The 14,723-nt window shown below is 72.0% G+C and carries 12 protein-coding genes; 4 read left to right on the top strand and 8 right to left on the bottom strand.

Going from position 1 to position 14,723, the window contains the following annotated elements:
- Positions 1-71 precede the first annotated feature (71 nt).
- Positions 72-1,574 (bottom strand): carboxylesterase/lipase family protein, encoded by a 1,503-nt coding sequence (locus tag HA039_RS26165; protein ID WP_167033814.1) that lies wholly within the window; start codon positions 1,572-1,574, stop codon positions 72-74.
- A gap of 279 nt (positions 1,575-1,853) precedes the next feature.
- Between HA039_RS26165 and HA039_RS26160 the strand changes: the two genes are divergently transcribed.
- Positions 1,854-2,195, top strand: coding sequence for a hypothetical protein (locus HA039_RS26160; RefSeq protein WP_167033813.1), 342 nt, complete (start codon positions 1,854-1,856; stop codon positions 2,193-2,195).
- Here the strand turns inward: HA039_RS26160 and HA039_RS26155 are convergent.
- Positions 2,177-2,605: a DoxX family protein gene (locus tag HA039_RS26155; RefSeq protein WP_167033812.1), complete on the bottom strand. Its 429-nt coding sequence runs from the start codon at positions 2,603-2,605 to the stop codon at positions 2,177-2,179. The genes HA039_RS26160 and HA039_RS26155 overlap by 19 nt on opposite strands.
- A gap of 189 nt (positions 2,606-2,794) precedes the next feature.
- Between HA039_RS26155 and HA039_RS26150 the strand changes: the two genes are divergently transcribed.
- The gene (locus tag HA039_RS26150; RefSeq protein ID WP_167033811.1) at positions 2,795-3,052 is read left to right on the top strand and encodes a DUF6343 family protein; all 258 of its coding nucleotides are present in this window, start codon (positions 2,795-2,797) and stop codon (positions 3,050-3,052) included.
- 61 nt (positions 3,053-3,113) lie between these two features.
- Here HA039_RS26150 and HA039_RS26145 read toward each other — a convergent pair whose 3' ends face one another.
- The 5 genes from HA039_RS26145 to HA039_RS26125 all read right to left on the bottom strand — a co-directional run bounded on the left by HA039_RS26145 (position 3,114) and on the right by HA039_RS26125 (position 10,461).
- Complete coding sequence (locus HA039_RS26145; protein WP_167033810.1) at positions 3,114-3,506, bottom strand: tetratricopeptide repeat protein; 393 nt, start codon at positions 3,504-3,506, stop codon at positions 3,114-3,116.
- A gap of 49 nt (positions 3,507-3,555) precedes the next feature.
- The gene (coaE, locus tag HA039_RS26140) at positions 3,556-4,179 is read right to left on the bottom strand and encodes a dephospho-CoA kinase (RefSeq protein ID WP_167033809.1); all 624 of its coding nucleotides are present in this window, start codon (positions 4,177-4,179) and stop codon (positions 3,556-3,558) included.
- Between the two features lie 148 nt (positions 4,180-4,327).
- Positions 4,328-7,690 (bottom strand): S8 family peptidase, encoded by a 3,363-nt coding sequence (locus tag HA039_RS26135; RefSeq protein WP_167033808.1) that lies wholly within the window; start codon positions 7,688-7,690, stop codon positions 4,328-4,330.
- A 198-nt stretch (positions 7,691-7,888) separates the two neighbouring features.
- Positions 7,889-8,833: a PAC2 family protein gene (locus HA039_RS26130; protein WP_167033807.1), complete on the bottom strand. Its 945-nt coding sequence runs from the start codon at positions 8,831-8,833 to the stop codon at positions 7,889-7,891.
- 104 nt (positions 8,834-8,937) lie between these two features.
- Positions 8,938-10,461: a flavin monoamine oxidase family protein gene (locus HA039_RS26125; protein ID WP_167037635.1), complete on the bottom strand. Its 1,524-nt coding sequence runs from the start codon at positions 10,459-10,461 to the stop codon at positions 8,938-8,940.
- Positions 10,462-10,819: 358 nt separating this feature from the next.
- Between HA039_RS26125 and HA039_RS26120 the strand changes: the two genes are divergently transcribed.
- Positions 10,820-11,794: a right-handed parallel beta-helix repeat-containing protein gene (locus HA039_RS26120; RefSeq protein WP_167033806.1), complete on the top strand. Its 975-nt coding sequence runs from the start codon at positions 10,820-10,822 to the stop codon at positions 11,792-11,794.
- Between the two features lie 92 nt (positions 11,795-11,886).
- Here HA039_RS26120 and rpsA read toward each other — a convergent pair whose 3' ends face one another.
- Positions 11,887-13,404: a 30S ribosomal protein S1 gene (rpsA, locus tag HA039_RS26115; protein WP_167033805.1), complete on the bottom strand. Its 1,518-nt coding sequence runs from the start codon at positions 13,402-13,404 to the stop codon at positions 11,887-11,889.
- A 339-nt stretch (positions 13,405-13,743) separates the two neighbouring features.
- On the opposite strand from rpsA, the gene HA039_RS26110 reads away from it, so the two are divergent.
- Positions 13,744-14,700, top strand: coding sequence for a methyltransferase domain-containing protein (locus HA039_RS26110; protein ID WP_167033804.1), 957 nt, complete (start codon positions 13,744-13,746; stop codon positions 14,698-14,700).
- Positions 14,701-14,723: the final 23 nt, after the last annotated feature.

Genomic DNA, 14,723 nt, shown 5'->3' with positions numbered 1-14,723 from the left:
TGACTGCGAGTCTAGGCGGGGGGTCTGACATCACGGTCCGACAACCGGCCCCGGACCGGCGTCCTCGCAGGTCAGCGCAGCCCCTCCCAGACCGCCCTGGTCGCCGCCCCCGGATCCGCGACGGCCTCGGCGACCGTCGCGCCCGCGGCCCCGTCCCCGCTCCCGGCCCCCGCCCCCGCCCCCGCCCCGAACACCATCGTCGTCCGCGTGTCCCGGTCGTACGCCCGCCAGCCCGGATCGCCCGTCCTCGCGAACTCCACCCACGCCCCGTGCATCGCGTCGGCGACGCCCTGCGGCGCGTCCTCGCCCAGCATCGGGGCGTACACCGGGTCGCGCAGCCGGTCGAACACGAACCCCAGCTCGGCGGAGTGGCACGCGCCCAGCCGGCCGCCGAAGCGCGGGGAGCGCCACGCGAACTCGTACACGTACGAGCCGGGGACCGCCTCGGCGAGCCGGATCGCCGGGATCCGGTAAAACCAGTCCGTCACGAGCGCGTCGTACAGCTCGCCGGCGCCCGCCCCGGGCCGCGCCTCCCCGTACCGGGCCAGCGCGGGCCCCGGATCGAGGCCGTACGCGCGCGCGGTCGCGCGCAGCCTGTCCCAGGTCAGCAGGTCCAGCCGTCCCGACGGCACGAGGAACAGCCGGTACTCCTCCCGGTTGCTGCCGACGAGCAGGTCGACCCCGCGGTCGGGCCCGGGCAGGATCAGCCGGGGCCGCACCGGCTCGAACGGCATCAGGTTGACGGCGGCCTCGCCCCACAGGGAGGGGTCGGGCCGGGCCACGATCTCGGCGCGCAGCTCGGTCTGCGCGGGGAGCAGCAGGCCGGCGGGCACCCCGGCGAGGGCCTCCGCGGTGGGGGCGACGCCCAGTTTCTCCGCCAGGCGGGCCGTGACCAGCCGCGCGGAGGCCGGGGTGAGGAAGTGGTGGGCGCCGCCGCTCTGGAGGATCGCCCGCCGGAAGAGCCCCTTGGCGCGGTCCATCCCGAGCAGCACGCCGATGCTCATGGCCCCGGCCGACTCGCCGAAGACCGTGACCCGGTCGGGGTCACCTCCGAAGGAGGCGATGTTGTCCCGTACCCACTCCAGGGCCGCGATCTGGTCGAGGAGGCCCCGGTTGTCCGGTACGCCGTCCAGGTGGCAGAAACCTTCCGCCCCGAGGCGGTAGTTGAAGGTCACGCACACCACGCCGTCCCGGGCGAAGGCCGTCCCGTCGTACGCGGAGGTGGAACCGGACCCGTTGGCGAACGCGCCTCCGTGCACCCACACCATGACCGGGAGCCGCGCGCCGGGCCCGCGAGAGGGGGTCCAGACGTTCAGGTTGAGGCACGACTCCCCCGGCTCGCCCGGGATGACGTTCTCCGGGACGAGTGCGTCGAGGGGCGGTGCGTAGGGCGCCTTCGGGGCGGTCGGGCCGTACGCGACGGCGGGGCGCACGCCCTCCCACGGCTCGACGGCCACGGGCGCGCCGAACCGGGGCGCGGTCGCGTACGGGATGCCGAGGAACGACGTCACACCCGTGGTGGCGGACTCACGGCCTCGGACCTGCCCCTGACGGGTCGTGCACTGCGGTTCCATACGCGAGATGTACCCCGGCGGCGCCCGCGGGAGCCCCGGGAGCGCCGCCCGGTGTCCCCCGGTTCCGCCGCCGCCCCGGTCGGTCCGTAGCCCGGCCGGCCGCACATCTGGTGCCGCTCCCCGCCGGATCCGGCAGTGTGGCGAGCACCTGCCCGACGCCCCGTACCGACCCACCGGGCCCACGAGGCCCACGGAACCCACCGAGCCCATCGAGCCCACCAGACCCACCGAGCCGGGCGGGCCCGTCCGGTCCACCCATCCACAGACGAGGACGGCCCCATGTCCGTGACCGACCACCGGCGCCTCGGCATCGCCGCCGGGGCAGTGCTCCTGACCTTCGCCGTCGCCGGCTGCTCCGGCCTCGGCCGGACCTCGGTGGGCACGATCGTGTACGAGTCCGGGAACAAGCGCGAGGTCCAGGAGTCGAACCCCCGCGTCACCGGCTGCCACCGGCTCGTGCCCGGCGGCGCCGTCGACCTCACGAACCGCACCCTGGTCGACATGAAGATGTACCGGACCCCGGACTGCTCGGGGAAGTACGCCCAGTACATCGCCACCACGCTGAACGACGTGATCGCCCCCGGCGCCACCCCCTGGCGGAGCTACCGCTTCGTCCACTGAGCGACCAGCTCCGCCGTACGGGACCGGCGGACCACGGCCAGGAAGACCAGCGGGACGGCCAGGATCAGCGGCGTCAGCAGGTTCTCGCCGTCGAAGACGGTCAGCTGGGTGACGAAGGCGCCGGCCATCAGCCCGACGAGGGCGATCGCGGCCACCCCGGACAGCCGCGGGATCAGCAGCGCGACGGCGCCGGCCAGCTCCAGCGCCCCCACCAGGTACATGAACCAGTCGCCGAGACCGATGGTGTCGAAGGACTCCGCCGCCGAGGAGTGCCCGACCAGCTTGGGCGAGGCGCTGGCTATCCCGAAGAACAGCGCGAGCACGATCTCCAGCCCGCGCGCCGTGACGCGCACCCGGCGCGAGGGGGCGTACGCGCCGGTGGACGTGATCGGGTTCAGGGCCTGTGACATGGTTTTTCCTCCGTCTGGTCGAGCGCCGGGCGGCGCTGTCGGGAGGTAGACGGAGGGTCGTGCCCGAACTCATCGCTCGCGGCGGAACCCGTTTCATCTAGTCCGATTCACCCCACTTCACACTCTTCGTCCCTGTCGGGGTCAGGGGCCGCGCCGGCGGGTAGACCCACCACGGGAGGTGCGAGGGATATGCGCACCGGAAGTGAGCCGACCACCGCGCGCAGTGCGCTGCGGATGCGGTTCTGGCTGAGCGTGTGGGGGGTGATCTGGGCCGTCTTCGGCACGGTGGCGTTCGCGGTCGCCGGGCGGTTCGGCTGGTCGCTGGCATGCGGTCTGCTGCTGCTCGCCGTGCTGACGGACCTGGTGGTGGTCGTGTGGCGGATCAGGCGGAGAGCGCGGGGGACGGACCGCGACGACCGGTACGGCGGACGGCGCTCACGGCGGTGACCGTACGTGAGCGGTCGGGCCCGACAAGTGAGCGGCCTCCATGGCGCTCGCCCCGGCGGGGTCAGTCCTCGTCGTGCGAGGTGCCGTCCCGCGCGTCGCTGTCGAAGCGCGCCGCCTTCAGGTACTCCGGCTTCGGGTCCAGCGCCGCCGCCAGCCGGAAGTGCCGGGTGGCCTGGTCGGGGCGGCCCGCGCGCTGGTACGTCCTGGCCAGGGCGAAGTGCGCGTACGCGTTGTCCGGCTCGCGCTCCAGGACCAGCTCGAACTCCAGCTCGGCCGGGCGCAGTTGGGCCGCCGCGAAGAACGCGCGGGCGCGCAGCAGCCGGGCGGCGGTGTTCTCCGGGTGGGCCGCGATCACCGAGTCGAGCAGCTTCACGGCCCCGCGCGGGTCCCGCGCCGCCAGCAGTTGCTCGGCCGCGCGATAGTCGATGACGTGGGTCTCCGGGCTCTCGGGCACGGTCGCATCCTTCCCTAGCTGCGCGGCTTCAACGCCGCACCTGGCGGTGCTATTCCATTCTCCCGCGCCGGCCGGACTCCGCCGCGCGTTCCGGCAGGCTCTCCCAGACCTCGCGGACCTGCGGTTCCAGTTTCTCCAGCGGGCCGTCGTTGTCGATGACGACGTCCGCGACGGCGCGGCGTTCCTCGCGTGTCGCCTGCGCCGCCATGCGCTCGCGCGCGGCGGCCTCGGTCATGCCCCGGGTGCGTACGAGCCGGTCGATCCGGGTCTCGGACGAGGCGTCCACGACGACGACCAGGTCGTACAGCGGTGCCATGCCGTTCTCGACGAGGAGCGGCACGTCGTGGACGACGATCGCGTCCTGCCCGGCGGCGGCCTCCAGCTCGGCGGAGCGGGCGCGTACCAGGGGGTGGACGATCGCGTTGAGCGCCTGGAGCCGCTCGGGGTTCCCGAAGACGATCGCGCCCAGGGCCGGGCGGTCGAGGGTCCCGTCGCCGGTCAGCACGCCGGGGCCGAACTCGGCGACCACGGCGGCGAGCCCCGGGGTGCCCGGCTCCACCACCTCGCGCGCGATCCGGTCCGAGTCGACGACCACCGCCCCGTAGCCCGCCAGCAGCCGCGAGACCTCGCTCTTGCCCGCGCCGATCCCGCCCGTGAGTCCCAACCTCAGCATGGGCTCAGCCTAGGGGGTCCCGGGCGCCCGGCGGGTTCGGGAGCCCTTGACGCGACAGCGCGCGTACGGTCCGCCGTGACCTCCGGCGATCCGTACGCGCGCCCGTCCACGGACAGGAGGCGCACGGCCTGCCTGTCCGGTGGACGACCTACTTGGTGCGGTACGCGTCGATGACCGTCTGGGTGAACACTCCCCCCTTGCGGTCGCTGAACTCCGCCTTGAACGAGACCGTGCCGCCCGCGCCCGGGTTCACCACGGTGACCTTCCCGCCGCGCACCGGGAGCCGTGACCAGGTCGAGCCGTGGTCGGAGGAGGCGTACACCGTGAGCGACCTGAGGCCGTGCTCCCCCGAGCCCTGGACCGTGACCGGCACGCTCTGCGAGGCACCCGCCACCGCCCAGCCGTCGAGGCCGATCTCCGGCGTGAAGCGCACCACGCTCACCGGGAGGGAGGTGGGCTTCTTGGTGCGGGCGGAGGTGAACTCGGCCGTCCAGGTCACCTCCGTACTGATGGCGGACACACCGGCCTCGCGCCGGATCCCGCCGGTGGCGATGCGGTAGCGGGCCTTGTCCTTCGGCAGGTCGAAGGACGTGGTGTCGAGCACGCCTTGCGCGGAGCCGTACTTCACGCCGTCGCGGTACAGGGAGGTGTACGAGGTGAGCGGGTCGTACAGGCTCAGGCCGTCATGGCCCGCCCCGTCGGCGAAGGGCCTGATCGAGCCGGTCAGGTGGTCGCCGTCGCGGACCAGTCCGACCCCGGCGTCACCGAGGGCGGGGCCGAAGACACCGGCGTTGAAGGTCTCGGTGTACGTCCGGCCGCCCCGGTACGTACGGGCGGGCGTACGGTACTCCGCCTCCACGACGCGCCCGTTGACCTGCTGGAACGTCCGCGTCCAGGCGGGGCCCTCCAGGAGGTGGGTGGTGACCGTGCCGGGCAGGTCGGCGCTGGTGTAGAGCGGGATCGGGAAGCCCGGCGTACTCGCGATCACACCGGACCGCCCCTCGGCGGGGGTGCCCAGCCGGGAGTCGAGCCGGGCGAACCGGTCCAGCCGCGGGCGCAGGGTCGCGCCGGTGTAGAAGGCGTCCTTGAGCGTGTCCGCCAGCAGGTACTGCGCGTCGTCCGTGGCATAGCTGGCCATGAGGTGTGAGGACACCGTGCCGCGGGCGGGCCGGGGGCCGATCTGCTGGGTGCGGAAGCCCTCGGGCATCGAGCCGATGTACAGGGCGATGGGGCCGGGCGCCCCGTCGGGAGTGATCACCACGAACCCGATGGAGTACGAGGCGTCGGGGTCGGGCACCGACATGTCGATCGGCTTGGTCTGCCGGGCGTCCACGGGGAGGGTCATGTCCCGGTCGAGCACCAGCCGGGGCGCGGAGACCCAGTCGTGACCGATGTAGACGCCCTCGGAGCTGAGGAGCGGCACTTCTCCGAGGATCGTGTAGGTGCCCTTGGGCAGCCAGAGCCGGGCTGTGCCGTTCTCACCGGAGACCGGCACCATGGTGTCGTCGTCCAGGTTGTAGAGGTAGCCGGACCAGTCGCCGTCGGCGGGAGCCGAGCCGTCGCGGGCGGTGGCCTTGAGGGTGAGTTCGTGCATCTCGCCCTCCAGGTGGAACGCGCCGGCCGTACGGACGACCCGGTCCCCCGCGGTCGCGGTGACGGCGAGGCTGTGGACGCCGAGAGCCGTACCGCCGAGCTTGGGGTTCGCCGTGACGTCCACGGAAGCGGTGCCGCCCGCGGGCACGGTGACCTGCCGGGCGCCGAGGGTGAAGAGGCCGGCCGGGGCGGGCGTCCCGCCGGGGCCGGTCGCGGTGGCGGCCAGGTCGAACGTGACGGCCTGGGCGCCGGTGTTGCGGTACGTCAGGGTCTTGGTGACCGGCTGGTCGTCGGTGTGCGGCCAGCGCGGGGCGCCGAAGCTCAGCGAGGCGGGTTCCGCGACGACGGTCTGGGTGATGGCCCGGGTCAGGTCGACCCGGCCGCTGCCCTGCTCGACCGCGCTGTACGGACCGGGCTTCGCGGACCCGACGAGGGCTTCCTTGAGCTGCTGGCCGGTCCAGTCGGGGTGCTGCTGGGAGAGCAGCGCGGCGGCTCCGGCCACGTGCGGGGTGGCCATGGAGGTGCCGGAGATCGTGAGGTAGCCGGGGGCCGGGTGCGGGGTGCCGGGGCTCGTGTCGATCCGGCTCCCCTCGGCCGCGGCGGCGGTGATGTCGACGCCGGGGGCGGTCAGGTCGGGCTTGAGGAGGCCGTCGCCGACGCGCGGGCCGCGCGAGGAGCGCGGGGCGAGGACGTCCTGCTTGTCGACGGCTCCGACGGTCAGCGCGCGCTCCGCGGTGCCGGGGGTGCCGAGCGTGCCGGCGCCCGGTCCCTCGTTGCCCGCCGCGATCACGAACAGGGCGCGGTCCGACAGTTTGTCGACGGTCTCCTCCAGGGGGTCGACACCGAGGGTGTCGGCACCGCCGAGGGAGAGGTTGACGATCGTGGCGCCCTGGTCGACGGCCCATTCCATGCCCGCCATGATCGAGGACTCGGTGCCGGAGCCCCGGTCGTTGAGCACCTTGCCGCTGATCAGCCGGGCGCCGGGGGCGACGCCCTTGTACTTGCCCTGCGAGGCGGCGCCGGTCCCGGCGAGGATCGAGGCGACGTGCGTGCCGTGGCCGTAGTGGTCCAGGACGTCGGTGGAGTTGGTGAAGTCCTTCGCCTCGACCACCTGGGTGGCGAGGTCCTCGTGGCGGGTGTCGACACCGGTGTCCAGTACGGCGATCTTGACGCCCTTGCCGTCGAACCCGGCCTGCCAGGCGTCCGGGGCGCCGATCTGCGGCACGCTCACGTCCAGGGACGCCGTGACCAGGCCGTCGAGCCGGACCGAGCGGATGCCTGGAGCGAGGCGGTGGCCGCGCGCCGAGCGGGTGGTGAGGGAGGCCCACGCGTCGGCGGTGTCCGCGCCGCGCACGGTCAGGGCCTCGCTGTCGACGGCGGCGATCTCGGCCCGTACCGTCGCGCCCGCGTCGGCGCGCAGGGCGCTCCTGGCGGCGGACCTGAGGCCGGCGCCGCCGGTGTAGCCGACGAGCAACGGAACGCCGTCGCCGACGAGTCGGCGGTACTCGGGGCGGCTCAGTTCGGTCGCGTCGAACAGCCGCATGTCGAGCTTGCCGGTGGCGATCAGGCCGGCGGCGTCCGAGGGCAGGACGTACGTGTGCCCCTTGACCTGCCGGATCTGGGCCGGGATCGACTCGCGGCCCGCCGCGGGCAGGAACCGGACGAAGGCGCCCCGGCTGTCCAGGAGGACCCGGTCGCCGGTGATCAGGGTGACCTCCCCGCCGGCCGAGCTGCCCGCCGCGGGAGACGTCGCGCCGCCTGTCGTACCGCCCGCCGCCCCTGTCCCGCCGGCCGCCGCGGCCGCCCCCGTCCGCGAGTGGGCGGCGGACGGCAGGGCCGCCAGTCCCGTGGTGGCCAGGGCAAGAGCCGTCGCCCCGGCAAGGACGGCAGCCGTCGTCGTTCTCTTCGCTCTCCGCAAGGGTGCCCCCATACGTTCGGGGAGGCCTGGTCGCCCCACCCGTGACGCGGACACGCTAAGAGCGAGTGATCACTACGTCAATCGGATGATTTCGCGCATACACCAACAGGCGTGCACGACTGGTCCGGACATTTAACAAGCCATTGTTCAGGCGCCCTCGCGGGCGCCTGAACAGCGGAAGCGTGCGGGCGGGCCGTCTCAGGCGCCGCCGTCGCCCTCCCGCTCGGCGAGGAACTTCTCGAACTCCCGGCCGATCTCGTCGGCCGACGGCAGCTCGGTGGGCTCCGCGACCAGGTTCCCCCGGCTCTCGGCCCCGGCGACGGCGTCGTACTGGTGCTCAAGACCCTGGACCATGGTCACCAGGTCCTCGTCACCCTCGCTGAGCTGGCGTTCGATCTCGGTCTGGGTGCGCTGTGCCTCGGTGCGCAGGGAGTGCGCGATGCTCGGCAGGACCAGCCCGGTCGCGGCCGTGATCGCCTCCAGCGCGGTCAGCGCCGCGTCCGGGTACGAGGACCGGGCCACGTAGTGCGGGACGTGCGCGGCCACTCCGAGGACGTCGTGCTCCGACTGCATCAGGCGGTATTCGAGCAGCGACTCCGCGCTGCCCGGCACTTGCGCCTCGTCGAAGGGGCTGCGGTGGCCCGGCATCAGGTCCGTGCGGTTGCCGTGCGGCGTGATGCCGACGGGCCTGGTGTGCGGGACGCCCATCGGGATGCCGTGGAAGTTGACCGAGAGCCGTACTCCCAGACGCTCCACGACCTGCCGGACGGCCGCGGCGAAGCGCTCCCACTCCACGTCCGGCTCCGGGCCCGACAGCAGCAGGAAGGGCGCGCCCGTGGCGTCCTGGACCAGACGCACGTCGAGCGTCGGGGTCTCGTAACCGGCCCAGCGGTCCTTCTTGAACGTCAGCAACGGCCGGCGTGCGCGGTAGTCCACGAGCCGGTCGTGGTCGAAGCGGGCCACCACCTGGTGGGGCAGCGACTCCAGGATGTTCTCGACGATCTGGTCGCCGGTCTCCCCCGCGTCGATGTAGCCGTCGAAGTGGTAAAGCATGACAAGGCCCGCCGACTCCTGTGCCAGCGCCATGTCGACGACGGCGAGGCCCTTGGGCTCCCATTCGTACAAACCCTGCGGATCAAGCACGATTACCGCTCCTCCTCGTGTTCACAGGAAGAACGCCCCGTGCGGCACAGGCATTCCCCGTGCCGCACGAAGATCCGTTCCGGACGGGGGCCCCGCCTCGGCCGTCAGGCGAGGACGCGCGCGTGGAGCGTGGTCACCACCTTCCGGGCGGAGGTGAAGGCGCCGTGCTGCCAGGCGTCGGCGTACGAAAGGTAGTCACCGGCGAAGTAGACGCGGCCGGCGGCCCGGTTGAGCGGCGCGAAGACCGGGGCGTCGGGCCCGCCGGCCATGCTGTGCCAGGCGCCCTCCAGGTGCGGGGTCTGCCGCCAGTGGTGGGAGAAGGAGGAGGCCAGCTCGGTGCGGTACTTCGCGCCGTGGATCTTCTCGCCCTGTGCGACGGCCCGCCTCTCCCGCTCGGCGGGGGTCAGGTTCCCGTACGCATCGGCGTTGGCGCCCGTGTTGTAGTAGCCGATGACCGTGCCGCGCGCCCCGTGGAAGCCGTACGACGGGTACCAGATGTGGCTGAGGTCCATGTCCGTCTCGGTGATCCCGCCGTAGATCCGGTGGTCGCTCTCCCACCAGCGGCTGCGGTACTCCAGCGCGATCTTGCCCGCGGACGAGGGCTTCACGGCCTCCAGCGCGGTCTGCACGGCGCCGCCCAGGTTGTGGGAGGTCTTCGCGAGGATGTGGGGCGGCAGGGCGGCGACGCAGTAGTCCGCGTCGATCGCGCGCGTCCGGCCGTTCTGCGTGTACGTGACGGTCACACCGTGCGCCTTGTCGGTGATCGCCTGGACCACCGCGCCGGTACGGATCCGGCCCGGGCCGATCGCCCGGGTGAGCGCCGCCGGGATCCGGTCCATGCCGCCGACCGGCTGGAACATCAGCATCGCCTGGTCGTAGCCGAACTCGAAGGAGAAGTAGCGGCCCACCCCGCTGGAGAGCACCTGGGACACGGAGGGCAGTCCGCCGAGCTCCACCCCGGGGGTACCGGCGGCGGCCGGGTCCACGGTGAAGCCGCGGTGTTCGCTTCCCGTGTAGGTGAGTTGGCTGCCGATGTCGCCGAAGCTCTTGAGGAATTCGAGGAGCCGCTGCTGGTCGTCGGCGGTCAACTCGGCGTCCAGCGCGCCGCGTCCGGTGGCCTTGGCGAGCAACTCGGAGACGTAGCCGTACATGTCGGCCTTGGCGGTGCGGTAGCGCACCGGCGCGGTCATGCCGGCCTTCTCGTTGTAGATGTAGGCGCTGGCGTTGGAGTTGGTGAACACCTCGACGGGGACGCCCAGTTCACGGCAGTAGTCCATGGTGACCATCCACTGCGGGATCCTGGCGGGTCCCGCGTTCATGTACTGGCCGTCCGAGAACCGCGCCGTCTGGCGGTGGCCGAGCAGGTCCGTGGTCGAATCCCCGCCGCGTACGGTGAGGTTGCGGCCTCCCGTCCGCTCCCTGGCCTCCAGGACCGTACAGTCGTAGCCCGCCTTGCCCAGTTCGTACGCCGTGGTGAGGCCGGCTATCCCGCCGCCGACCACGACGATCCTGGCCGCCGCCCGGCCCTTGAGGGTGAAGTCGCCCGTTCTGGGCGCGCGGTAGACGGGCTCGCGGCTCGCGGCCTCGGCGGTGGGGGCGAGACCCAGCGCCCCCATGGTGGCGAGCATCGCCCCCGCTCCCCCGGTGACGCCTACCTGGCGCAGGAAACTCCGCCGGCTCGTGCCTGGCGTGCTCGTGCCCGAGGCGCTGATCCCCGAAGTGCTGATCCCCGAAGTGCGGTTGCCCGTGGTGGTGTTCGGCGTGTGACGCATGGCCCGTTACCCCTTCCGGTCAGGTGTGCGGGGATCCTGGCAACCGCGTGTTACGGCCCGTCGGATGCTCGTGTATCCCACACGTTGCTCTCCGCTCACCACGCCACCCGGCCCCCCATCCCTTCACCGCCCGCCCTCTTGGCCATTGGTCCAGACCTTGGCATGCTCTAGGCGGCCGGAACGGATCCGGCCACCTGACCGGGAAGGCACCCCCATGCGCGCCCGAACGCTCCTCCCCGCCCTGCTGGCCCCGCTCCTCGCCACCGGCGGTACGGCCCTGCTCGCCACGCCCGCCGACGCGGCGGCCTCGGCCACCGTCATCCAGGTGAGCACCGCCGCCCAGCTCAAGACGGCCCTCACCGCCGTGGCGCCCGGCGACACGATCAAGCTCGCCGACGGCACGTACAAGGGCAACTTCAAGGCGACGGTCGCCGGGACCGCCGCCGCCCGGATCACCCTTGTCGGCTCGCCCGCCGCCGTCCTCACCACCACCACCGGCGGCGGCTACGCCCTGCACCTCAACGGGGCCGCCTACTGGACCGTCCAGGGCGTCACCGTCACCGACGCGCAGAAGGGCATCGTCGCCGACGCGGCGAACGGCGTCGTGATCGACTCGGTGACCGTGCACCACCTGACCATGGAGGGCGTCCACTTCCGGACGTCCAGCAGCAACGGCATCCTCAGGAACTCGCGGATCTACGACACCGGCAACGACGGCCGGGGCATGGGCGAGGGCGTGTACGTCGGCTCGGCGGGCGACCTGACCGACCGCAGCGACAACACGCAGATCCTGAACAACACCATCGGGCCCGACGTCGGCGGCGAGAACATCGACATCAAGGAAGGCACCACGGGCGCCCGCATCGTCGGCAACACCTTCGACGGCAACGGCCTCACCAACGCCAACTTCGACGACTCCTGGGTCGACGTGAAGGGCAACAACACGCTGGTCGAGGGCAACACCGGCCGTAACACCCGGAACAACGGCTACGAGACCCACACCCAGCAGACCGGCTGGGGCTGCGGCACGGTCTTCCGCTCCAACCGGTCCGACCTGACCGGGGCGACCGGCACGGGCAGGCTCGCCGTCAACGTCACCAACAACAGCGCGTCCTGCCGGACGACGGTCTACGGCTCCAACACCGTGACCGGCGGCAACGGCCTGACGAACATCGCCGTCACTCCCTAGGCCCCAGGGGTGTCCGGACACGCGGAAGGCCCGCTCCCCCGAAGGGGAACGGGCCTTCCGTCCGGCTGTTCAGCCACCTGCCGACCGGAGCGTCAGCTCTGGCCGCCGGCCAGCTTCTCGCGGAGCGCGGCAAGCGCCTCGTCCGACGCCAGGGCGCCGGAGTTGTCGTCCGACTCCGAGGAGTACGAACCGCCACCGCCGCCACCCGAGGCGGCCGGAGCGCTGCCCCCGCCGGCGGGCGCGGCAGCACCCTCGGCAGCGGCGGCCTCGTCGGCCTCGCGGGACTTGATGACCTGCGCCTGGTGCTGCTCGAAGCGGAGCTGCGCCTCGGCGTACTGGCCTTCCCACGCCTCACGCTGGGTCTCGAAGCCCTCGAGCCAGTCGTTCGTCTCGGGGTCGAAGCCCTCGGGGTAGATGTAGTTCCCCTGGTCGTCGTACGACGCGGCCATGCCGTAGAGCGTCGGGTCGAACTCGACCGAGGCCGGGTCGCTGCCGAAGGACTCGTTGGCCTGCTTCAGCGAGAGGCTGATGCGGCGGCGCTCCAGGTCGATGTCGATGACCTTGACGAAGATCTCGTCGTTGACCTGGACGACCTGCTCCGGGATCTCCACGTGGCGCTCGGCCAGCTCGGAGATGTGGACCAGACCCTCGATGCCCTCGTCGACGCGGACGAACGCACCGAAGGGAACGAGCTTGGTGACCTTGCCGGGGACGACCTGGCCGATCTGGTGCGTCCGGGCGAACTGCTGCCACGGGTCTTCCTGCGTCGCCTTGAGCGACAGGGAGACACGCTCGCGGTCCATGTCCACGTCGAGAACCTCGACGGTGACCTCCTGGCCGACCTCGACCACCTCGGAGGGGTGGTCGATGTGCTTCCAGGACAGCTCGGAGACGTGCACGAGACCGTCGACTCCGCCGAGGTCCACGAACGCACCGAAGTTGACGATCGAGGAGACGACGCCGGAGCGGACCTGGCCCTTCTGGAGGGTCGTGAGGAAGGTCTGGCGGACCTCGCTCTGCGTCTGCTCCAGCCAGGCACGGCGGGACAGGACCACGTTGTTGCGGTTCTTGTCCAGCTCGATGATCTTGGCCTCGAGCTCCTTGCCCACGTAGGGCTGGAGGTCGCGGACGCGGCGCATCTCGACGAGGGACGCCGGCAGGAAGCCACGGAGGCCGATGTCGAGGATGAGACCACCCTTGACCACCTCGATGACGGTGCCGGTGACGATCCCGTCCTCTTCCTTGATCTTCTCGATCGTGCCCCAGGCGCGCTCGTACTGGGCACGCTTCTTCGAGAGGATCAGGCGGCCCTCCTTGTCCTCCTTCTGGAGAACAAGGGCTTCGATCTCGTCGCCGACCTTGACGACCTCGTTGGGGTCGACGTCGTGCTTGATCGAAAGCTCGCGGGACGGGATGACGCCTTCGGTCTTGTAACCGATGTCGAGCAGGACCTCGTCCCGGTCGACCTTCACGATGACGCCGTCGACGATGTCGCCGTCGTTGAAGTACTTGATCGTCTCGTCGATCGCGGCGAGGAAGGCCTCGGCGTTACCGATGTCATTGACCGCAACCTGCGGAGTGGTGGCGGTGGTCTCGGTGCTGCTCGTCATGTGGGTTAGGGCTCCGGTGCGGACAGTGAGTCGTAGGTACTGCTACGCCGGGAGCCCGTATCGCATCTGCCGAAGCCGGACAGCCAAGGAAGCGCCGATCCCACACCACGGGATAAGCGCCTCGACGACCGAGGGGACAACCAACTGACGCGAGCGCGGCTGCTACGTCTGAGGCGCGCAAGCCCGCAGCGCAACCTTTAGCATACGGGGGCAGCCGAGCACGGTCAATGCGCGAAGGCGCACACCCGGGGCGGAACGGCCCATACCCGGCACATCCAGCGTTCGATGAGGCCACCGCGGCCCCACGACGACTCCTCGCAGCCTACGACGACGGACACGATGATCCAAGAGCACGAACCCGAATCCGCGGCCGGTCGCGCCGACGGCCCCGCCGGCCGCACGCCCGCCGGTACCGACACCGAACCCGACGCGGGACCCGGCACCAGGCCCGGGCCGGACACCGGGCCCGATCCCGAGGCCGACACCGAGCCCGAGCCCGAGGCCACCCGGCGCGAGAGCGGCACGGCGGAGAGCAGCCGGGCCAATCGCGGCTGGTGGGACAGGAACGCGGACGAGTACCAGATCGAGCACGGCACCTTCCTCGGCGACGACCGTTTCGTCTGGTGCCCCGAGGGCCTGGACGAGGTGGAGGCCGAGCTGCTGGGCCCGCAGGAGTCGCTGCGCGGCCTGGACGTCCTGGAGATCGGCGCGGGCGCGGCGCAGTGCTCGCGCTGGCTCGCCGCGCAGGGCGCCCGCCCGGTGGCGCTCGACCTCTCCCACCGCCAGCTCCAGCACGCCCTGCGGATCGCCCAGGACCGCCCGTCCGGCTTCCCGCTGGTGCAGGCCGACGCCGGGCAGCTGCCCTTCCTGGACGGCTCCTTCGACCTGGCCTGTTCCGCGTACGGGGCGATCCCCTTCGTCGCCGACCCGGTGGCGGTCTTCCGGGAGGTGCGGCGGGTGCTGCGGCCCGGCGGGCGCTGGGTCTTCTCGGTGACGCATCCGGTCCGCTGGGCGTTCCCCGACGAGCCGGGGCCCGAGGGCCTGTCGGTGGCGTCCTCGTACTTCGACCGCACCCCGTACGTGGAGCAGGACGAGGAGGGGCGCGCCGTCTACGTGGAGCACCACAGGACCGTCGGCGACCGGGTGCGGGACGTGGTGGCCGGCGGCTTCCGGCTGCTGGACGTCGTGGAGCCGGAGTGGCCCGCCTGGAACAGCCAGGTGTGGGGCGGCTGGTCCCCGCTGCGCGGGAAGCTGATCCCGGGCACGGCGATCTTCGTGTGCGTACGGGAGGACTGACCGCCGGGCGGGAGGACCGACCG

The sequence above is a fragment of the Streptomyces liangshanensis genome (assembly GCF_011694815.1).
Lineage (GTDB): Bacteria > Actinomycetota > Actinomycetes > Streptomycetales > Streptomycetaceae > Streptomyces > Streptomyces liangshanensis.
Note: the sequence above shows the minus strand (reverse complement) of the source record. Positions and strands in the feature narration are given on the sequence as shown.